Origin of the sequence: Albibacterium sp., assembly GCF_035514885.1 — a bacterium.
Classification (GTDB): domain Bacteria; phylum Bacteroidota; class Bacteroidia; order Sphingobacteriales; family Sphingobacteriaceae; genus Albibacterium.
This window is the reverse complement of the sequence record NZ_DATJCH010000012.1, coordinates 542907-564974: the sequence shown is the minus strand read 5'-3', so window position 1 is coordinate 564974 and position 22068 is coordinate 542907. Positions and strand designations below refer to the sequence as shown.

Genomic DNA, 22068 nt, shown 5'->3' with positions numbered 1-22068 from the left:
AACGAGTATTTTGTATTTTTGTTCTTTAATGGAAGATATCCAAAAGCAATCTTTGTTTTGTCTTAAACAAATTTCTGTATTCCTTCTCGAAAGGAATAGCTCTAAATTATTTATTGCCTTCCTTTTCTCAAGATTATCTCAATCCTTAAACTTCATCTATACCTATGGAAAGACTGATTATTCAATCTGCTAATATCCTTTTTCCAGATTCTAAGTTCTATAAACAAAATGCCGATGTTTTAATTGAAGATGGAATTATAAAAGCCATTGAAGTACCCGGAAAACTAAAAGCTAGCAAAGAAACTAAGCTTATTTCTGGCGAAGGTCAGTATTTAGCACCTGGTTTTTTTGATTTAAACGCAAATTTTGGAGAACCAGGCCTTGAAACGAAAGAAGATTTTATAACAGGTTGTGCTACGGCAGCAGCCGGAGGTTTTACAGGAGTGGTTTTACAACCCAATACCAATCCTCCATTGCAAAGCCGTTCAGAGATAGCTTTTATTGTAAATAGCGCCAAAGATACACCTATTGATATTTATCCTTTAGGAACTATTACCAAAAATAGAGAAGGAAAAGAGCTTGCTGAATTGTATGACATGAAACTAGCAGGTGCTGTTGCTTTTAGCGATGGTGACAGGAGTTTACAACATGCCGGATTAATGAGTAGGGCTCTATTGTATAGTAAAGGTTTTGACGGTTTGATTTTCTCATTTTCGGAAGATAAGTCAATTGCAGGAAAAACAAAGATGAATGAAGGGGAGATGAGCACCTATCTGGGAATGAAAGGAAATCCGGATATGGCAGAAGAAATAATGATTTCACGCGACCTGTTTTTGGTTGAATACAACGATTCTCCAATCCATTTCAGCACAATTAGTACCGCGGGAGCTGTAGAACAAATTCGAAAGGCAAAGAAAAAAGGTCTTAAAGTTACCTGTGATGTTGCTGCTCACCACCTGCTTCTAACAGACGATGAATTAATTTCATTCGACAGCAACTTAAAAGTCAGACCGCCTTTACGATCAAAAGCTGATAGAATAGCCTTAATAAAAGGATTAAAGGATGGCACCATTGATGCCATCGTATCTCAACACACTCCACACGAAATTGAATACAAAAAGGTGGAATTCGAAATAGCAGAATTTGGAATAGCTAGTCTGCAAACTGTACTACCTATGTTATTAAAAGCCAAACTTCCGCTTGAATTAATCATAGAAAAGCTATCAATAAACTCACGAAAGGTGCTAAACATAGAACCAATCCAACTTAAAGTCGGTGAGCAGGCAAATCTAATTTTGATTAATCCGAATGAATTATGGATATTTGACAGCAGGTCTAACCGCTCAAAAGCAACTAATAACCCTCTTTTTAATTCAGAGTTAAAGGGAAAGGTAAGTTTATTAATACATAAAAATAATACTTTAATCCTTTAAAATTACAAGCATGAATCATCAAATAGAACAAGCACTCAAAGCGTCCATTCACGAATATAGCTTAGCCAACAATCAAAAATCAGATGTATTTAGCAGACGTATTCTTGAAGCTTTTAAAATTGATAAACCCTACTTAGAAAAGGTTGAATATTTAGACCGCGTATTCGATGATTTTATTCATTTCGATGATTTACGCGAGGTGTTTTTTGACTTGCTGTTAATTAACTTCTTTACTATTGATGCTGCAAAACTTGAAGCAGATTATCTTGAATCTCCTGAATGGGAACGCATTGAAGATCAAACTATTGACCGAGGAACAGAATTATTAAACGTTCTTCTCTATTTACGTGAATGCAAAGACGAAAAAATAAGTCCTGAATTAGATGACTTTTTAAAAGAGTTCTTATTGGTAGAAGAAGATGAGTTTCAGGATGAATATCGAATCTACGAGCCTTTTATTGAAAATCAGATTTTAGTAGACAGTGATTACGAAGGAATAGCAACTGTAGCCGGAAAACTTGATCCAGATCATGAAGTTGCAGATCTTTTCTATCCGGTTATGTGTTTCTTTTCAGAACCAGAACCTACTGAACAACAATTTGATAGTTATGTAAAATCGAGCAAAAACAAATCCTTTGATGCAGCGATCCTTGCTTTAATCATTGCTTATAACCAATCTTAAACTCAAAATACAATGGATTCAAATACCCTTACTTCCGCAAAATCGCTGGCCATTAAATATGGTTTAATCTGGACAGCAATTAATTTGGTTATCTTTTTACTTGTTTATTATGCTGGCCCTCAATTAATGGGTACCTGGAAATACTCCGCCATTCAATTGGTTATTGGTTTAGGATTGGCCATATATTTCACATTAGAAATAAGAAAGGAAATTGGAGGCTTTTGGTCCTTTAGTGAAGCATTAAAATCTATTTTTATACTCTTTATTATCCCCACAATTATTTTGTTCTTCTTTTCAATAGTCTTTGCAAGATGGATAGAACCTTCCTATGAATCAAAGATTACAGAAATGACATTAAATGCGACAACTGAATTGATGGAAAGGATTACAGACGACCAAGAAATTATTGATAAAGCTATTTCAGACGCAGAGATAGCCATGGTGAAGCAATTCCATCCATCTTTTATGGATATTGTTAAAAGCATAGGCTTCTCAGTAATTATCTATTTTATTGGTGCTATGATATGGGCGGCCATCTTTAAAAAAGACAGACCTGTTTTTTACCGCACAGAACAAGCTGACGAAGAGTTGAACGATTAATGATGAATATTTCTGTTGTCATACCTCTATTTAATGAAGATGAATCCTTACCGGAATTAACGGAGTGGATAGACCGCGTAATGTGGGAAAATAAGTTTAGCTATGAACTTATTTTTATTGACGATGGCAGTACAGATGCCTCTTGGCTTGTAATTGAAAAACTAAAAGAAAAATTTCAGTCGGTTACTGCTGTAAAATTTAGAAGAAATTACGGTAAGTCTGCCGCATTAAATGTTGGCTTTGCAATGGCGCAAGGGGATGTTGTCATTACCATGGATGCTGATTTACAAGACAGTCCGGATGAAATCCCAAAACTGTATAGTAGAATAAAAGAAGAAGGCTTTGATCTGATTTCGGGGTGGAAGCAGAAGCGACACGATCCGCTGTCTAAAACACTTCCTACCAAGCTATTTAATTCAGCTACACGCAAAATGTCTGGAATAAATAACTTGCATGACTTCAATTGCGGATTAAAAGCTTATCGAAAAGAGGTAGTAAAAAACATTGAGGTGTATGGAGAAATGCACCGCTACATCCCTGTAATTGCAAAATGGGCTGGCTTCAAAAAAATAGGTGAGCAGGTTGTTCAGCATTATCCACGAAAATATGGCGAAACAAAATTTGGAATGAGCCGCTTTATTAATGGTTTCCTTGATTTGATATCCATCTTCTTCGTTGGCAAATTCAGCAAACGGCCTATGCATTTTTTTGGTACAATGGGTGCTATGAGCTTTTTTGCAGGCTTTCTTATCACCATTTGGCTTCTGATTCAAAAGCTCATGGCAATTTCATCTCATACAGCTTATCGTGATGTAACCGACCAACCCTTATTCTATTTAGCTTTAGTAGCGATCATAGTAGGTTTTCAGCTTTTTCTAACAGGCTTTGTTGCTGAAATGGTTTCACGCAGCTCAACTGATCGAAATAACTATCAAATCGAAAAGGTAATTTGATATGTTTTTTTCAATTATTATTCCCCTTTATAACCGTCCTCAGGAAATTGACGAACTGCTCTTTACATTAGAACAGCAGGATTACAAAAATTTTGAAGTATTGATCATAGAGGATGGCTCTAAACAGGATGCCCGATCTATTATCGAAAGCTATTCCGATAAAATCAATATTCAGTACTTTTACAAGGAAAATGCCGGACAGGGCTTTGCCCGAAATTACGGATTTGAGCGTGCAAAAGGAGACTATTTTATAATCTTTGACTCTGATTGTCTGATCCCGACTGATTATTTAAATATTGTCTATGACTACCTGAATAAGCATTATTTAGATGCTTATGGAGGTCCGGATGCAGCACATGACTCATTTACCCCCATTCAAAAAGCGATTAGCTATTCCATGACATCTCCTTTCACTACAGGAGGCATTCGCGGTAATAAAAAGCATATAGGCACCTTTCATCCTCGCAGCTTTAATATGGGCGTTTCGAGAAAAGCCTGGGAACAAGTAGGTGGTTTTAAATTGACACGCTTAGGTGAAGACATAGAATATAGCATTCGAATACAGAAGGCCGGCTTTAAAATCGGACTCATTCCTGATGCTAAAGTTTTTCATAAACGAAGAACAGATTTCAACCAGTTTTACAAGCAGTTACATTTCTTTGGAAGAGCAAGAATTAACATTTATAAACATTTTCCAAGCGAATTAAAACTCGTTCACTTTTTTCCATCAGCATTCGTTTTATTCTTATTCGGAACCCTTATTGCAAATATTCTTTCTTTCCCTATTGCACAGTTTGGTAACCTACTCTTAGCTATATATATTCTGCTTTTGTTCGTTCACGCTTGGACAAAAACCAATTCACTAAAGATTGCACTTTTAAGTGTATTTACCTCATTGATTCAGCTAACTGCTTATGGTTTAGGATTTATGCAAGACTTCTGGAAGCGGCTAATTTTACAAAAATAATTATAAAAATAAACATGCCTGAACTATCTGAAATCACAAATAATATAGAGCAGACTTTCAAAACAAAATTTAATTCATCTCCAGATATGTTCTATTCTCCGGGAAGAATAAATCTGATTGGTGAGCATACGGACTATAATAACGGATTAGTACTACCGGCGGCTATTGATAAATACATCTTTTTAGCAATAGCAAGCCGGGAAGATGATGAAATTCATATTTTCTCTCAAGATTATCAAGACAGCTACGCAACTTCCTTATCGGCTATTCAAATTTCCAACAAACTATGGCCTGATTATATCTTGGGAGTCATTGATCAAATACAAAAACTCGATAAAAAATTACGCGGTGTAAATATTGTTTTCGGCGGCAATATACCACAAGGAGCTGGTTTATCTTCCTCAGCTGCTGTAGAGTGTGCAACGGCCTATGCTTTCAATAGTCTTTTTAACCTCGGATTTAATTCTCTTGAACTGGCTAAAATATCACAAAAAGCAGAAAATGAATTCGTAGGTGTAAAGTGTGGCTTGATGGATCAATTCGCAAGTGTTTTTGGTAAAGAAAACAAATTCATTAAATTGGATTGCGGATCTTATGAACATCAATACATCCCTTTTGACACTGATCAATACAGCCTGATCCTGTTCGATACACAGGTAAAACATTCATTGGCCTCATCGGCATATAATGAAAGAAGACAACAATGTGAATATGGCGTACAACTCATCCAGAAACACTATCCGGAAATTACGAGCCTAAGGCAGGCTACTCAAGCGATGCTCGATGAGTTTATCAAACCCTTTGATGCAATAACATATAAACGTTGTCAATATATCATTCAGGAAATCAAACGCGTTGAGGACGCTTGTAATGATCTCCTGGAATCAGATTTTAGACAATTCGGAAAGAGAATGTTCCAGACGCATGAAGGATTAAAAAATGAATACGAAGTAAGTTGCAAAGAACTTGATTTCTTAGTAGATTTCGTAAAAGACTATCCGGAAGTTCTAGGTGCAAGAATGATGGGAGGAGGCTTTGGAGGATGTACAATCAATCTGATAGAGAACAAAGCAATTGACAACATCTCAAACAGTACTGCTATTGCCTATGAAAAAGCCATGGGAAAAGCCATGAAAATATATCCAATATCCATTGTTGATGGAACAAAGCTTTTAAAAGATGCAAGAAATGAATCCAAATAATAAACTATTCTCGGTTAGTATATTAGGATGTGGTTGGTTTGGCTTAGCCTTGGCCAAATCACTTATAGAAAAGGGGTATAGCGTAAAAGGTTCTACAACATCAAGCGAAAAGTTAGATAAACTTAAAGAATCAGGAATTGAAGACTACCAAATTAACTTCTCATCAGAAGAAGTAAACTACAACCCCCAGTTCTTTCAAAGCGATGTTCTTTTTATCTCCATTCCACCAAAAAGGAAATCAGGAGAAGTAAATTTATATCCACAAAAAATTGAAGCCATTTGTAAAGCAGCTACAAATGGCAAAATAAAACATGTCATTCTTATCAGCTCTACAGGTGTATATGAAAATGCGGGAAAAGAATTCACTGAATTAGATCTCCCAAACCCCAACAGCGATTCAGGAAAAGCATTACTTCTGGCAGAAAATATCGCACTAGCTCAAAAGAACTTTAGCATTACGATTGTCCGTTTTGGTGGTTTATTTGGCCCCGAAAGAAATCCCGGAAGATTCTTTAAAGGAAAAGAATCTATTCCTAATGGGCTGACCCCCGTTAACATGATTCATTTAAATGATTGTTTAGGAATCAGCCACGCGATTTTAGAAAAAGAAGCATTCGGAAAAATATACAATGCTTGCTCACCTCAACATCCAAGCCGCATTGACTTCTATACCCATGCTTCTAAAATTGAGAACGAACCAGCTCCGGATTTTATTCATGAACTAAATGAATGGAAGATTGTAAACAGCCTTAACTTACCTTTATTTATAAAATATATCTTTAAAGAAGAGTTAATTCCATAGAAAGATTTGACTTATAATTAATAACTGAGATTTATTTAGAAAATACCTATATTTAGGTATTTTTATGAAATACTTCAGCAGTCACATAAGTTATTTTAACTTTGTTAATCGGCTTACGGATTAACTAACGATTAAGCATACATAGTATTAAATAAATTCTATGATAAAACTTTCTCCTTTCAATGTAAACCTAATCAAGAATTTTTTATTAAACGATAGGCATCTTCATCCTTTAATAATTCTATTAATTGATATGGTGCTTATTTCTTGCGCATTTACACTTTCTTTTTTTATTGTTGAATGGTTTGAATTTGCTTCTATTGATTTAGAGCGTTATTTCTATTACATTGTTCTCTTCAACTTATCAGCCTTACCAATAATCTTTCTATTAAAATTACATACTCGTCTTCTCCGTTTTTCAAATACAACCGACTTACTCCACATATTCCTCGCTACACTCGTTGTTACCTTATTGTTTTTTGGAGGGATAATACTATTCGGAGATCATATCATCAAAGACAATTATAAAGCATTATATCAGCTATTAATAATCAACATATTTGTTTGCTCTACTGTATTAATCATATTCAGATTGCTTGCCAAAACATTTTATCTATCCATGGTTCAACACTTCTCTAACAGGAAAGCTCATCATGTTTTAATCTACGGATCCGATAAAAATGCGCTGTTAGTAAAGCGGGCATTAGAGAACGATCAGGAGATGAACTATATAATAGAAGGATTCATTGATATCGAACATAATCGCTTCAACAGCTATGTAGAACAAAAGAGGGTCTACCACTTCAGTGATATAGAACGCCTTAAAAAACAAAGAAATATAGATGAACTCTTAATTGTCAATGAAAATCTTGATCAAAAATCAAAGCAAATAGTAATTGAACGTTGTATGCGATTGGGTATTCAGATCCTTACAATTCCTCCATCTAAAAACTGGCTTTCAGGAAAAGTTGCTAAAAAGCAAATTAAGGAATTGCAAATCGAAGATCTTTTACAACGCAAACCAATTAATATTCCCTGCAGTATGGTAAGACAACATATAAAAGGTAAGCGAATTCTGGTAACAGGTGCTGCAGGTTCAATAGGCTCTGAAATAGTTCGCCAAGTACTTTCATATAAACCTTCCTTTCTTATATTATGTGATAATGCAGAATCACCTCTTTATAATATTCAACTAGAGATAGAAGAGAAGTTTCCGGATGCCATTGTAGAAATTGTTATTGCAGATGTAAAGGAATATGATCGGATGCACAAGCTTTTTGACGTATGCAGGCCAGAGGTGGTTTATCATGCCGCTGCTTATAAGCATGTACCGTTAATGGAAAATAACCCTTTTGAGGCTATTGCAACGAACGTTGGTGGCACCAAAAATATTGCAGACTTGTCGGTAGAGTTTGATATAGAAAAATTCATAATGATATCTACGGATAAGGCAGTAAATCCGACCAATGTAATGGGTGCCTCGAAAAGATTGGCAGAGATGTATACTCAGGCGCTAGATTCCTTTCCTCACGGCAAAACTCGTTTTATAACCACCCGCTTTGGAAATGTTTTAGGATCTAATGGTTCGGTTATCCCTCGTTTTAGAGAACAAATAGAAAAAGGTGGCCCTATCACTGTTACTCATCCTGAAATCACTCGTTATTTTATGACTATACCAGAAGCAGTGCAACTGGTTCTGGAAGCAGAAACGATGGGAAAAGGAGGAGAGATATTTGTATTCGATATGGGAAAACCTGTCAAAATACTGGATATGGCAAAAAAAATGATCCAGCTTGCAGGATTGGAAGAAGGGAAGGATATTGAGATTGTATTCAGTGGATTACGCCCAGGTGAAAAACTTTATGAAGAACTATTAGCTTCCACCGAGCTAACCTTAGCAACACATCATAAAAAGATCAATATCGCACGTGTACAGAGTTACTCCTATAAACAAGCTAACAAAGCAATAGAAGAATTACTAAAGGTTAATTTACTCCATAATAATGAAGAAACTGTTCGAGTTATGAAACAAATTATTCCTGAATTTTTAAGTAAGAATTCTGTTTATGAGGGCCTGGATGCAGATGACACATCGCCATCCATTGAAGAAGTAGGCTAAGCTCCTTTATGAGCAGCTATATACTTCAATAACTCCTGCTTATCTTTCAGTTCATAAACCATTTCCGAAGCTAGCCTTTCGAAGGCTGAAATAACCTCTTCAATCTTGAAGTCATTTGTCAAACAAGAAGTTGAGTAAACCATTTCGCAAAAGTTTCTTAACTTATATTTAAAAACATAGAGGTTATGATAATTTCTCAATTTCCCATTCTCAAAGAGAAAGAATTCATTAAATGACTTAATCTGTAGAAGACGCAGTAGTTCCTTAAAGTCCTTTTCCATTACGTTTAGTTCCAGAGTTAAACAATAAAATTGATACCTAAAGATGCATCTTAAGGTCAATGAAGAGATATATTAGAGATTATTACTAAAGATAATACCAAAGTAAGAACGTTGCATAGTATAACCTTTGGATATCTGAGAAAATGTAAGATAAAAATGAACTAACAACTACAAAAACTAGTAATCTTAGCTGAAATAGTGCTCATAATATTCCTAATCACTGTTAATTTCGAATATAATTAATTTATAAGTTGGCTAAATAATAATATTGTAATATTCCAAATCATTAGACCTCTTAAACTTATAGCTTGTTCAGGCTTACTGATAAATGTATATGTATAATTTTCCTTTTATTCTCTTACTAAAATTCTATATTGTATCGAGAATTCCAACAGTAGGATGATTAAATCACATGAGTTACTACTTAAGAAACCAACCTAATTATAATTTCAGTCGACTTGATTAAAAAAATTTATAATGAATCAATATTATGTGATAACTTTTCTGATAGTAATCTGTTTAATATACTTCATTATCAGGAGAGCATTGTTTCAAAAGAAAAATAGGAAAGATGCCGCTTTCTATATTAATAACTGGGGAAAAATAAAATCTTTGGATAATTTTTATGATTATGAGCGTATTGATTTACTTTCTAAGTTTTCCAATCCCGAAGTTAGATACCATAGATTATCCGATCAAACCTTAGACGATCTGGACTTTCAAGATGTATTCTCATTTGTTGACAGAACAACCTCCAGAGTCGGACAACAATACTTATATAACAAAATATTAAATCCAATAGATGATGTTAAAAGATTAAATATTTTGGATAAACAAGTCAAGTATTTTATTAACAATCCTGAATTAAGATTTCAAGTTCAAAAAAAATTATCTCTATTATCTAAACCAGAGGCTTATTCAATTGCAAAATTAATTCATGCACCTTCTTATTATAAAGATTCTTATTACTATCTATTTGTTTTGGATACAGTATTACTTATATTCTCTTTGCTCTTAATTCCTTTTTATTCGGGTGCATCTATCATAACAATAGCTCTAATAACCATAAATATGGGGTTATACTTTTGGGGAAAAAGCAATCTCCTTAGCTATATGGTATCTTTACCTCAATTAAGCTTATTAATTAAATCCGTAAAAGACATTGAAAAACTAAATATTGATCAAAGCTTATTTGATACACGATTTTTAAAAGAAAGTTTGGATAGGGGCAAAATCATTCGAAATCGAATAAGGGTTATTAATTTTGATTTATTCTCAAACGATGCCGATCCGGTTCAAATAGCCAAATATATCACGGATTTAATTAAAGCATTTTTCTTGATAGAAATTCATATGCTAAGAAAAATCCAAAATGATATTTTTCTCTGGCACAAAGACTTATTAAACCTTTTTAATTTTATTGGAAATATAGATACAGTTATTTCTATAGCTTCACTAAGAAGTGGTGAAGAACAAACATGTATTCCAGTTTTAATAGAAGAGGGAAAAATACTTCAAGCAGTTAATGTTTATCATCCACTTTTAAAGAATTGCATAGTCAATAGCATTGAACTCAACGGAAAAAGTGCCATTATTACCGGGTCAAATATGTCTGGCAAATCCTCTTTTTTACGTACAGTTGCAATTAATAATATATTAGCTCAAACAATCTTTACCTGCTTTGGGACATCTTATAAAGCAACTTCAATGGCTTTATTCACTTCCTTAAGAATTAGAGATAGTATTCTTGAAGGAAAAAGCTCTTATAAAGCAGAAGTCGATTTGATTTCTCAATTTGTTGAAAATAGCGAAATCAAAGATAACTGTCTCTTTATCCTAGATGAAGTTCTTAAGGGTACTAATACACTTGAACGCATTGCATCTGCCTCATCCATATTGAAATATCTTGATTTAAAGAATCACATTGTTCTCGTCGCGACGCATGATGTTGAATTAATTAATTTACTCGGCAGTAAGTTCGAACCATACTATTTTGAAGAACAGATAGTTGAAGGAAACTTATTATTCGATCATAAAATAAAATCAGGTGTACTTAAAAACACAAATGCGATCCGAATTCTTGAAATAAGTAATTTACCCATAAGAGTAATTCATGAAGCAAATAAAACTCTGCAATCGTTAATAGATAAAGGTTAGTCCTCGAATGTTAATAAATTATAATCCGTTTTCCTCTATGTTTTTTCCTAAAAACTCTATATTGCACCGAACAAACCCTCACTATGAAGTATGTTTTAGGAATTGACGTTGGCACTGGCAGTGTTAAAGCTGTAGCGGTGAATCTCCAATGCGAATCTTTTGAAACCTCCCAACAGTATTATTCCTTTAGTTCTACTAAACCCGGTTATCACGAGCAAGACCCTGAACAGATATGGGAAGCATTTCTAGCCTGTATTAAAGATGTTATTCATAAAATAGGATCACAACCTATGGCCATCAGTTTAAGCAGCGCGATGCACAGCTTATTAGCCGTAGATAACGATTGTAAACCTTTGTCGCTTATGATGACCTGGGCAGACAGCAGAAGTTCAGATATAGCACAAAGACTTCAACATTCTGCCGAAGGTTTAGCAATTTATATGGATACCGGCACACCGCTTCATGCGATGTCGCCCTTATGTAAGCTGATCTGGATAAAAGAAAACCAACCTGACTTACTTGAAAAAGCTTATAAATTTATCTCGATTAAAGAATATCTTTGGTACAAACTCTTTCAGGAATATAAAGTAGATTATTCCATTGCGTCTTGCACAGGTTTGTTCGATATTAATAAACTAAGCTGGCATCAAAACGCTTTAGCATTAATTGGTATAGACGAGTTGATCTTATCAGAACCGGTACCAACCGACTACACAAAAGAATTTAGAACTGAGCATCAGAATTCTGAGCTCAAATTTCTCCAAGCTGGTGTTCAATTTACAATCGGTGCAAGCGATGGCTGTTTAGCCAATTTAGCCAGCATGGCTAATAAACCAGGAGTAGCGGTAATGACCATAGGAACAAGTGGCGCTATTCGAATAGCCAGCAAAAGACCGTTGCCTAATGAGAAATCAATGCCCTTTAGCTATATTCTGGATAAGGAAACCTTTATTTGCGGTGGCCCCATCAATAATGGAGGTATTGCTCTTCAATGGTGGCTAAAGAATATTACACAAGGTAAACCTACTGAGGATTCTTACGACGAGCTTTTCAAACAAGTAGGAGAGGTACCGGCAGGCAGCGAAGGATTAATATTTTTACCTTACTTAACCGGAGAGCGCGCACCCATTTGGGATAGCAAGAGCTGCGGTACTTTCTTTGGCATCAAGCTTCAACACGGTCAGGAACATTTCTCAAGAGCTGTTCTAGAAGGCATTTGTTATGCCATGAAAGATGTTCTGGATACCGTTCAGCAAAATGCAGAACCCATTACGCAGATCAATATCAGTGGAGGATTCGTTAAGTCAGATATTTGGGTGCAAACCCTTGCCGATATTACGGAAAAGAAATTAGTAGTTGTACAAACTGAAGATGCATCATCTGTAGGAGCAGCTTTTTTATCCATGAAAGCTCTTAAATTAATACAGGAATATCCAACTTCAAATTATAGCAACCTTAAAACCATAAAACCAAACCCAGTAAACTCCGAAATTTATTCAAAGAATTTTACCATCTTTAAACTCCTTTATTCCAATTTAAAGGAAACCATGCATCAGTTTTACCTAATGAATAACTAAATTATGTCGTCTTTATTAATCGTACTGCTAGGCATTGTACTGCTTTTTATTCTTATTCTTAAGAAGTTAAGCCCAATGATTGCCCTTCTAATCGTAGCTATTCTTACCGGTTTATTCCTCGGAATGCCTGTATTAACAGTGATGGATTCTATTGGTAATGGAATCGGAAGTACACTCGGGAGCATGGTTATGGTTCTCGCGTTGGGAGCGATGATGGGCAAGCTGATTGAAGATAGCGGTGCGGCTAAGAAAATCGTTGCTGTATTAATGAAATCGTTCGGATATGATAATATCCAATGGGCAGTATTGCTTACCGGTCTATTGGTAGGTATTCCCTTATTCTATAATGCAGGTTTCGTTGTATTGATTCCACTTGTATTTGCAATTGCATCAGCCACCGGACTACCAAAATTATACATCGGTATCCCCATGGCGGCAGCATTATCTGTTACGCATGGCTTTTTACCACCCCATCCTGGTCCGGTTGCTTTGGCAGCTATTTTAGACGCAGATATCGGAGTAACACTTTTGTATGGAATTATTTTAACCATTCCTATTTCAATCATAGCGGGTGTTTATTTTCCACGCTTGGTTATTAAAAGAGAAAAAGGAATAAGCTTTGATATGAATTCCTTTGCATCTGATACAAGCTTACCCTCAGCCTTTAAAAGCTTCCTGGTTGCGCTATTACCTGTATTTATCATCATTGCAGGAACCATTGGAGCCAGTGTTCTGCCTGAATCGACTTTGCATACAGTTTTTGCATTCATAGCCGACCCAACCGTTGCTTTACTTGCTTCGGTCGTTATCGCTGTAATTGTGCAAGATATACCCATCGCAGAAGCCATGGAATCTTGTACAGAAGGAGTTAAAAGTGTTGCCATGATTATTTTAATTATTGCTGCTGGTGGTGCTTTTAAACAAATATTAGTAGATAGCGGAGTTGGAGAAGTTGTAAAAGAGATTTCTTCGACCTTCCAACTATCGCCTTTGCTGCTTGCCTGGATTATTACAGCATTACTACGTGTTACATTGGGATCGGCCACTGTAGCTGCCTTAACGGCATCAGGAATGGTGCTACCATTGGTAGGACCCAATGCTCCTGCCGAATTAATGGTGCTTTCTGTCGGGGCCGGAAGTTTAATGCTCTCTCATGTAAACGATACCGGATTCTGGATGTTTAAAGAATATTTCAACCTTTCGCTTAAGGAAACATTTACTACCTGGACCGTCATGGAAAGTTTGGTATCCATACTCGGTCTGCTTGGCGTATTGTTATTAAGCCACTTTGTATAATAGTTGAGATTTAATTTTCTTGTTTCTGCTCGTATCTATAGTCTTTCTCCCTAATTGGTCCATACATTGAACGGCCCTTGTAAACCATAAAAGAGTTATTCATGCGTTATCCAAGCATTATGTCTACGCTTTTTCACATATTTTAGCGTAGACATAATGCAGCTACAACCTAGTAAGTTCTCATGGATATTATACGAGGTATAGACTTGGTATTAATCAATCCCGTAAAACAACATGTGGAAATATTTGTATTTAGTATATGTACAAAGATGAAGAAATAAAGAAAAAGGCCTTTGAAGAATTATCAAAGCTTAATATAGCTGATTTAGAAGCAGAGAATGAACTTAATCTTGAAATCTATTTCAATAACCCGGATGGAAGCATTGAAAGATTTACAGTATTCTTTGAAAGAGGTCTTGACAAGGGTAAAGAAGCTTGGGTAATCCGACATATTGTAAGTCCGGACAAGCTGGAAAGTCCAGTTGATAAAAAACAAGACAGCATTGAATAAACTGTCTTTGATTAATAATTAGGCAGTTTCTTTAAGTAGATGACGTGTTCTTGTGCGATAGCGAAGAAACAGTAGAAGAGAAGATGTCATCAATCCAATAGTTAAACCGTACCAGATACCCTTTAAACCAAATCCGAGGTGAATTCCTAAATAATAGCTAATGGGTAAACCGATTATCCAGTAAGCAACAAATACGATAAACGTAGGTTTATTGACATCGCTCATGCCTCTTAAGATGCCCAAACCAACCGATTGAGTGCCATCAAACAGTTGAAATAAGCCTGCTATAATCAGTAATTGAGCAGCTAAATAAATTACTGCTGGATCGGCTGTAAATATCCAGGGCAATTGCTTATTAAATACCACAAAGATAATAGCCGTGAACATCATAAGAATTAAAACGATGTGATAACTTGAAGCGGAAAATTTGAACAGACGATCGAAATTATTTTTCCCAAAACTATTACCCACCTGAATGGTTGCCGCCGAAGCAATACCTGTTGCTACCATGTAAGTTATGGCTGCTAAGTTAATTGCTACTTGATGGGCTGCTTGCTCTACAGCACCCAGCTGTCCGGCTAGGATAGAGGCAGCTGCAAAGGCTCCGATTTCAAAAACATATTGCATAGCAACAGGTGATCCTATTTTCAAGATATTAACAGAACGAATCCAATCAATTTGCTTCCATACAAAGTGTTTAATATATGGCCGGAAGTCTTTGGAATTGAAAATATAAACTCCCATCACCAGGGCCATCAAACAACGATCTATGAGTGTAGCATAACCAACTCCGCTAACACCCATTGGCTTAATACCAAACATTCCTTTAACAAATATAATTGCTATAATAACATTCAATACGTTTCCCCAAATGGTAATCCGCATTGCTTGTCTGGTAAACCCTAATCCCTCTGCAAATTGTTTAAAAGCACTAAATATCATTATCGGAACAATAGAAATACTTAGGATAAGCAAATATGGTTTTGCTTCAACTACAACTGCTGGATCTTGATCTAGATGGGTTAACATAGCCATTGAACCGTAATAGACCAGAAAGAATAAAACAACTCCGGAAATTATATTTAGAAAGATACTGTTTGAAAATAATCGGGCACATTCTTCTTTGTTATTGCGACCATTTTCCTGAGCAATCAGTGGGGTTAAGCCAAAAGCTATTCCCAGGCCGACAACCATCACAATCATAAAAACACTGTTTACCAATGACACAGCAGCTAAAGGAACAGTACCTGCAAAATGTCCAACAATAACACTATCAGCGGTATGTACCAAGGTATGACCCAACTGAGAGATCATAATAGGCCCTGCTAAATGCAAGTTAGAACGGTAATAAGGGAGGTACTTTGAGAAATATGCTTTCAATGTCTGATTTTTTTAATCCGGCAAAGATACGTATATCTTATTCCCTTTGGAATCAACAAGTAAAATTGGTTATTTATACCCTTACAAACCCGATCATTAATCCTATATATTTTCATCATTATTACTAAAAAATAATAACTTTGAACAATCAATAACCAACACAAGAAAATATGTACAGTTCAATTCTTTTATTTTTAAACATTGGCGGGCAGGAAATGATTTTCATTTTCGTGATTGCGTTGTTCCTCTTTGGTGGCAAAAAACTTCCTGAGTTAGCGCGTGGTCTGGGTAAAGGTATAAGGGAGTTTAAAGATGCTTCTGAAACCATTAAACGCGACATTAACGACCAAATTAACGATTTTGAAAAAGATGTTAAAAAGACTTCCGCACCGAAGGCCATAGAAGAAAACTCATCAGTTCCTGCCAGCAGCAATGCGACAGATGTTACTGAAGATGTTCGACCTTCTTCAGAAGAAGCAGCAAATGCAGATGATCCAACAATGGATCCTAACTATGATCCGCAATACGATGGGCATTACCAACCAAATTACGATTACAGTGTTCATGCTGACGAAGCAACAACAAGTCCGGCAGTTGAAGTTCCGGAATCAACTAATAACGCAGAACCTCTTAAGTCAGAGGATCTGAATTCTAAAAATGATTAAGCATTAAATCCTTTTATACATACTGATGAGCCGGAATTTATTTTCGGCTTTTCTATTCGACTAAATTAAGACTTCATTCCCTTTTTTTAATTTATGAATTACGAATCTAAAATTTCTCAAGAGCTTGCTTTGGCAGGTAATCAAGTAAAAAGCACTATTTCTTTACTTGAAGAAGGAGCAACCATCCCTTTTATTGCACGTTACCGAAAGGAAATGACCAATGGTCTCGATGAGGTTCAAATAACAAGTATCCGAGATTTATTAAAGCAATTACAGGAGCTTGAAAAAAGGAGGGAAGCCATCTTTAAATCTATTGAAGAACAACAGAAACTGACTCCTGAGTTAATAAAGATGCTTAATGAAGCGGAAACGCTTAGTGTATTGGAGGACATTTACCTACCTTATAAGCCAAAAAGGAAAACTAAGGCAAGTGTAGCAAGAGAGAAGGGATTGCAGCCATTGGCAGATGTGCTTCTTCTACAGGAAGAAGGTGATGTTGTACAGATTGCAAGCCAATTTATTGATGCAGAAAAAGAAGTTGCGTCTGCTGAAGATGCCTTGCAAGGTGCACGAGATATTTTGGCAGAGCTTTTTTCTGAAAATGCATCAATTCGCTCCAAGGTTCGGGAGCTTTTTTATGAAAAAGGAGAATTCAAATCCACGTTAATTTCTGAAAAAGAAGAAAGCGCTCAAAAATATAAAGACTATTTCGACTGGAAGGAAGCGGTTAAGACCGTTGCTTCGCATCGATTGCTGGCTATGCGCCGTGGTGAAAAAGAAGGTTTATTAAAATTAGAATTAATTGTTAATGAAGAGGATGCAATTGACATACTAAATAAAGAGTTTAAGAAAGGAAATAACGTTAGCTCTAAACAAATAGCACTTGCCACACAAGATAGCTACAAGCGACTAATTAAACCTTCTATTGAAACAGAGATACGAGTATTAACACGTCAGAAAGCCGATGATGAAGCCATACGCGTATTTACTGAAAACGCACGTCAATTGCTGCTGGCTGCTCCGCTAGGTCAGAAAAGATTAATGGCGATAGATCCGGGTTTTCGTACCGGTTGTAAAATTGTTTGTTTAGATGAACAAGGTAAACTCCTTGATAATAGTGTTATATACCCCCATACAGGGCAAGGGAAATTAAAAGAGGCAGAAAAGATTGTTACCGATTTGATTGGTAAATTTTCAATTCAGGCTATTGCTATTGGTAATGGGACTGCAGGCAGGGAAACGGAAACATTTATTCGGAGTATTGTTCCATCTTCAATCATTGTAGTGATGGTTAATGAAAATGGAGCTTCAATTTATTCGGCATCTCCTGTTGCTCGAGAGGAATTTCCTGACTATGACATCACCGTTAGAGGAGCTATATCAATTGGCAGAAGATTGATGGATCCTTTAGCTGAGTTGGTTAAAATAGATCCTAAATCAATAGGTGTGGGTCAATATCAACACGATGTTGATCAAAGTAAATTACAAACTTCGTTGGATGAAACGGTCAGTAGCTGCGTAAATGCCGTGGGGGTTTCACTAAACACAGCTTCCAGGCAAATCCTAGCTTATGTTTCAGGCTTAGGGCCTGCTTTAGCCAATAACATCATTTCATACAGAAATGACAATGGCCCTTTCAAATCACGTGAGGATTTAAAAAAGGTTCCTCGATTGGGTGGAAAGGCTTTTGAACAGGCTGCCGGCTTTCTTAGAATTACGGATGCAGAAAACCCCTTGGATGCCAGTGCAGTGCATCCTGAACGCTATTCATTGGTTGAAAAAATAGCAAAAGATTCTAAAAGCACGGTTTCTGACCTATTAAAGGATGATAAGCTCAGAAAGAGTATCAAACTTCAAGACTATGTGAATGATACAGTAGGTTTACCGACATTGAATGATATTTTTTCGGAGTTGGCAAAGCCAGGGAGAGACCCGCGGGATCAATTTGAAGCTTTTGTTTTCGCAGAAGGAGTAAACGGTATCGATGATTTGAAGGAAGGAATGGTTTTACCGGGATTGGTTACGAATATTACGAATTTCGGTGCTTTTGTAGACATCGGCGTCCATCAAGATGGATTGGTACACCTGAGCCAACTTTCCAATCGATATGTAAAAGATCCGAACGAGGTCTTAAAGGTAAATCAGCAAGTAGAGGTGCGGGTTACAAGCGTAGATATCGCTCGTAAAAGAATTGCTTTATCCATGAGAAATGAACCGGCACCCATTCGAAAAAAGAAGCCTTTGAAAATTAAAAAACGTTCAAATAATGATAGTCAGCTGGATATGCAGGCAAAGTTGGCTGCTTTAAAGGAAAAATTTAAATAATCTTTATTTTATATAAGGCTACAAAATATAAAACGAGTTAATTTGGTAATTCAGTTGTAATTTCTGAATAAAAATTAAATATAATTGGTGTCTTTTATTTAAATTTTGCTACTTTTAGACGTTCTGACCACAATATTCGTTGGTAAGTAATATCTTAACATCAATATAATATTTATAGCAGATTAGAATTTATATTTTATGCGTGCATAATAAATTTTAACCTAATTAATTACTTTTGTATAAAACCGAATTTAAATATGTCTGAAACTATTTCTTTAAAAATTGGGGAAAATAACTTAGAATTACCTGTAGTTACCGGAACAGAGAATGAGAAAGGGATTGATATTTCAAAACTCCGTGATGAAGCAGGCTATATCACTCTTGATCCTGGATTTAAAAACACAGGTGCTACCAAAAGCGCCATTACATTTCTAGACGGTGAAAAGGGTATTCTTCGTTATCGTGGATATGCTATTGAAGAATTAGCTTCGAAATCAACTTTTGTCGAAGTTGCTTATCTACTGATTTACGGGACACTGCCAACCGGAGACGAGTTGGAAACTTTCCGAATGACAGTTAGAAGGCATACACTGATTCATGAAGACATGAAAAAGTTCTTTGATGGTTTTCCATCAAAGTCGCATCCAATGGGTCTATTGTCTGCTTTAGTAGGGGCACTATCTGCTTTTTATCCAGAATCTTTGAATGCAAATGCCACAGAAGAGGAGGAAAACCTAACAGTTATTCAACTATTAGCAAAAATGCCGACCATTGTTTCCTGGATTTATAAAAAATCGTTAGGCCATCCGCTAATCTATCCTTCTAATGACCTGGATTACGTAACCAACTTTTTAAACATGGTCTTTGGTCAAAGAACTGAAAGTACTGAAATTGATCCGGTAATGGTCTCTGCCATGAATACCTTATTGATTCTTCATGCAGACCATGAGCAGAATTGCTCAACCTCTACAGTTCGCATTGTAGGATCATCACAGGCAAACTTGTTTGCATCTATTTCTGCGGGAATATCTGCTTTATGGGGCCCGCTTCATGGAGGAGCTAATCAGGCTGTTATTGAAATGCTTGAAAAAATTAGGGAAGATGGGGGAGATTGCGATAAGTGGATAGCAAAAGCTAAAGATAAAAACGATTCTTTCCGCTTAATGGGTTTTGGCCACCGGGTGTATAAAAATTTCGATCCACGGGCAAAAATTATCAAAAAAGCATGTGATGAAGTATTGGATAAATTAGGGATTAACGATCCGGTTCTTGAAATTGCCAAGAAACTTGAAGAAGCAGCACTTAATGACTCTTACTTTATAGAGAGAAAGCTTTATCCAAATGTTGATTTCTATTCAGGAATTATCTACAGAGCCTTAGGCTTTCCAACAGATATGTTTACTGTTTTATTTGCATTAGGCCGACTTCCGGGATGGATTGCTCAATGGCGTGAAATGCGTAATAACAAAGAACCAATCGGCCGTCCACGTCAGATATATGTGGGTGAACCAGAAAGAAAATATGTTGATTTAGCAAAACGATAATAAAAACAGCCCCGTTGAATATCAACGGGGCTGTTTTATGGATTAAGCTCTCTTTTTATCGGTTAATATCAGGACTACTCCTGCTACAAGTAAAATACCACCGGTATAAGATGGCCAATTAACTTGTTTTTCTTTATCAGCATTCACTTCCAACGGGCCAATATCTACCACCTTTTCTTGTTTGGTATAGCTAAAGCCAGTCCATATGAGCATGACAATACCCAAAATAGTAAGAATAATTCCAAAAGTTTTCATAAGCATGTTTGATTGATTAAAAATATTAACAGAATCATTATAAAAATGTTTTTAAAATGCGTTAAATCATCTTTACTCTTTTCTGCTTAACATTAAAAACTATATCTTTATCCTTATGTTTCCAACCCTATCACACCTCATAGAATACCTTACAGGAATCTTTGTTCCTCTGCCTATTCAGACTTTCGGTTTGTTCGTTGCAATTGCATTTGCCTGTGGATATAGTATGTTTGTAAAAGAGCTTAAACGGAAAGAAAAGGAAGGTTTGATAAAGCCATTTCAACGAACACGCATTGAGGGAGAGCCTGCTACTAATACTGAACTAGTATTGAATGGTATCTTAGGATTTTTATTAGGCTTTAAGATTGTCCACGCGATTTTTAATTATCAAAAACTCGTTCAAGATCCACAAGGTTTCATACTCTCTAGCGATGGAAATATAGTAGGAGGGCTTGTATTAGGCGCTTTATTTGTTTACTGGATATGGAAAGATAAGAAAAAAACTCAACTTGTTAAACCTAAAAAGGTTACGGAGACTGTTCATCCTTATGAGCTGATGGGGAATGCCTTGGTTTGGGCAGCGGTTTTTGGATTATTAGGAGCAAAGATTTTTCATAATCTGGAATACTGGGATGAATTTATGGCTAATCCTATAGAAGGCATATTCTCATTTAGTGGTTTAACTTTTTACGGTGGATTGATATGTGGTGGTGCAGCAGTTTTATACGTTACAAATAAGCATGGTATTAAACCTGCCCATATGCTGGATGTTGGAGCACTCGGAATGATGTTAGCGTATGGAGTAGGAAGGATGGGTTGTCATATGGCAGGTGATGGTGACTGGGGAATTGAAAACACCAGCGCTAAACCTAGCCTGTTATCATGGCTTCCTGACTGGGCATGGTCTTTTAGATTTCCTCATAATGTAATTGATGCTGGTATTACTATCGATGGATGTACAGGTAGATTTTGCCATATATTACCTACAGGAGTATACCCAACATCTTTATACGAATTTGTTGCGTGCTTAGCCTTATTCGGTATTCTTTGGTTCTTAAGAAAGAAAATCAGGTATGCAGGCATGCTGTTTGCCATCTACCTGATCTTTAGCGGATTGGAGCGTTTTACAATTGAGCTTATCCGTGTGAATTCAAAATATCATGCTTTTGGATTAAGCTTTACTCAGGCAGAAATGATTTCAGTAATCATGGTTCTGGCAGGTATAGCTGGTATATTCTGGAGTATAAGTTACGCTAAAAAAAATCCGGAGACAACGGCTCCGGAGTATAATTAATAAGTAAAAGCTCTGATTAAATAGA

Annotated in this window: 19 protein-coding genes; 16 read left to right on the top strand and 3 right to left on the bottom strand. The window is 36.0% G+C overall.

Annotated elements, in window-relative coordinates; genetic code table 11:
- Nucleotides 1-164 precede the first annotated feature (164 nt).
- The 8 genes from VL047_RS06475 (at nt 165) to VL047_RS06440 (ending at nt 8758) form a co-directional block, all read left to right on the top strand.
- The gene (locus VL047_RS06475) at nt 165-1433 is read left to right on the top strand and encodes a dihydroorotase (protein WP_325359282.1); all 1269 of its coding nucleotides are present in this window, start codon (nt 165-167) and stop codon (nt 1431-1433) included.
- Between the two features lie 10 nt (nt 1434-1443).
- Nucleotides 1444-2115 (top strand): hypothetical protein, encoded by a 672-nt coding sequence (locus tag VL047_RS06470; protein WP_325359281.1) that lies wholly within the window; start codon nt 1444-1446, stop codon nt 2113-2115.
- Nucleotides 2116-2127: 12 nt separating this feature from the next.
- The gene (locus tag VL047_RS06465; protein WP_325359280.1) at nt 2128-2715 is read left to right on the top strand and encodes a DUF4199 domain-containing protein; all 588 of its coding nucleotides are present in this window, start codon (nt 2128-2130) and stop codon (nt 2713-2715) included.
- A 2-nt stretch (nt 2716-2717) separates the two neighbouring features.
- Complete coding sequence (locus tag VL047_RS06460; protein ID WP_325359549.1) at nt 2718-3668, top strand: glycosyltransferase family 2 protein; 951 nt, start codon at nt 2718-2720, stop codon at nt 3666-3668.
- 1 nt (nt 3669) lies between these two features.
- On the top strand, nt 3670-4635 hold the full coding sequence (locus VL047_RS06455) for a glycosyltransferase (protein WP_325359279.1): 966 nt from the start codon (nt 3670-3672) through the stop codon (nt 4633-4635).
- A gap of 14 nt (nt 4636-4649) precedes the next feature.
- Complete coding sequence (galK, locus tag VL047_RS06450; protein ID WP_325359278.1) at nt 4650-5837, top strand: galactokinase; 1188 nt, start codon at nt 4650-4652, stop codon at nt 5835-5837.
- Nucleotides 5824-6639 carry an NAD(P)H-binding protein gene (locus tag VL047_RS06445; protein WP_325359277.1) on the top strand — a complete coding sequence of 272 codons (816 nt, stop codon included), beginning with the start codon at nt 5824-5826 and terminating at the stop codon, nt 6637-6639. The genes galK and VL047_RS06445 overlap by 14 nt, the downstream gene beginning before the upstream one ends.
- Before the next feature lie 160 nt (nt 6640-6799).
- Nucleotides 6800-8758, top strand: a complete 1959-nt coding sequence (locus tag VL047_RS06440) for a nucleoside-diphosphate sugar epimerase/dehydratase (RefSeq protein ID WP_325359276.1) — start codon at nt 6800-6802, stop codon at nt 8756-8758.
- Here the strand turns inward: VL047_RS06440 and VL047_RS06435 are convergent.
- Nucleotides 8755-9039: a hypothetical protein gene (locus VL047_RS06435; protein ID WP_325359275.1), complete on the bottom strand. Its 285-nt coding sequence runs from the start codon at nt 9037-9039 to the stop codon at nt 8755-8757. The genes VL047_RS06440 and VL047_RS06435 overlap by 4 nt on opposite strands.
- Before the next feature lie 477 nt (nt 9040-9516).
- Here VL047_RS06435 and VL047_RS06430 point away from each other — a divergent pair, with 477 nt between their 5' ends.
- The 4 genes from VL047_RS06430 (at nt 9517) to VL047_RS06415 (ending at nt 14580) form a co-directional block, all read left to right on the top strand.
- A complete protein-coding gene (locus VL047_RS06430; RefSeq protein WP_325359274.1) occupies nt 9517-11196 on the top strand; it encodes a MutS-related protein in 1680 nt (559 codons plus the stop codon).
- 83 nt (nt 11197-11279) lie between these two features.
- On the top strand, nt 11280-12773 hold the full coding sequence (locus VL047_RS06425; protein WP_325359273.1) for a gluconokinase: 1494 nt from the start codon (nt 11280-11282) through the stop codon (nt 12771-12773).
- 3 nt (nt 12774-12776) lie between these two features.
- Nucleotides 12777-14069, top strand: coding sequence for a gluconate:H+ symporter (locus VL047_RS06420; protein ID WP_325359272.1), 1293 nt, complete (start codon nt 12777-12779; stop codon nt 14067-14069).
- 259 nt (nt 14070-14328) lie between these two features.
- The gene (locus VL047_RS06415) at nt 14329-14580 is read left to right on the top strand and encodes a hypothetical protein (protein WP_325359271.1); all 252 of its coding nucleotides are present in this window, start codon (nt 14329-14331) and stop codon (nt 14578-14580) included.
- Nucleotides 14581-14598: 18 nt separating this feature from the next.
- On the opposite strand, the gene VL047_RS06410 is transcribed toward VL047_RS06415, so the two are convergent.
- The gene (locus VL047_RS06410) at nt 14599-15960 is read right to left on the bottom strand and encodes an MATE family efflux transporter (RefSeq protein ID WP_325359270.1); all 1362 of its coding nucleotides are present in this window, start codon (nt 15958-15960) and stop codon (nt 14599-14601) included.
- Between the two features lie 170 nt (nt 15961-16130).
- Here VL047_RS06410 and VL047_RS06405 point away from each other — a divergent pair, with 170 nt between their 5' ends.
- The 3 genes from VL047_RS06405 to VL047_RS06395 all read left to right on the top strand — a co-directional run bounded on the left by VL047_RS06405 (nt 16131) and on the right by VL047_RS06395 (nt 20494).
- The gene (locus VL047_RS06405; protein ID WP_325359269.1) at nt 16131-16625 is read left to right on the top strand and encodes a Sec-independent protein translocase subunit TatA/TatB; all 495 of its coding nucleotides are present in this window, start codon (nt 16131-16133) and stop codon (nt 16623-16625) included.
- A 93-nt stretch (nt 16626-16718) separates the two neighbouring features.
- A complete protein-coding gene (locus tag VL047_RS06400; protein ID WP_325359268.1) occupies nt 16719-18950 on the top strand; it encodes a Tex family protein in 2232 nt (743 codons plus the stop codon).
- A gap of 257 nt (nt 18951-19207) precedes the next feature.
- Nucleotides 19208-20494 carry a citrate synthase gene (locus tag VL047_RS06395; RefSeq protein ID WP_325359267.1) on the top strand — a complete coding sequence of 429 codons (1287 nt, stop codon included), beginning with the start codon at nt 19208-19210 and terminating at the stop codon, nt 20492-20494.
- Nucleotides 20495-20536: 42 nt separating this feature from the next.
- Here VL047_RS06395 and VL047_RS06390 read toward each other — a convergent pair whose 3' ends face one another.
- On the bottom strand, nt 20537-20755 hold the full coding sequence (locus VL047_RS06390) for a hypothetical protein (protein WP_325359266.1): 219 nt from the start codon (nt 20753-20755) through the stop codon (nt 20537-20539).
- 109 nt (nt 20756-20864) lie between these two features.
- Here VL047_RS06390 and VL047_RS06385 point away from each other — a divergent pair, with 109 nt between their 5' ends.
- Nucleotides 20865-22043, top strand: coding sequence for a prolipoprotein diacylglyceryl transferase (locus tag VL047_RS06385; RefSeq protein ID WP_325359265.1), 1179 nt, complete (start codon nt 20865-20867; stop codon nt 22041-22043).
- The last annotated feature ends 25 nt before the right edge of the window (nt 22044-22068 follow it).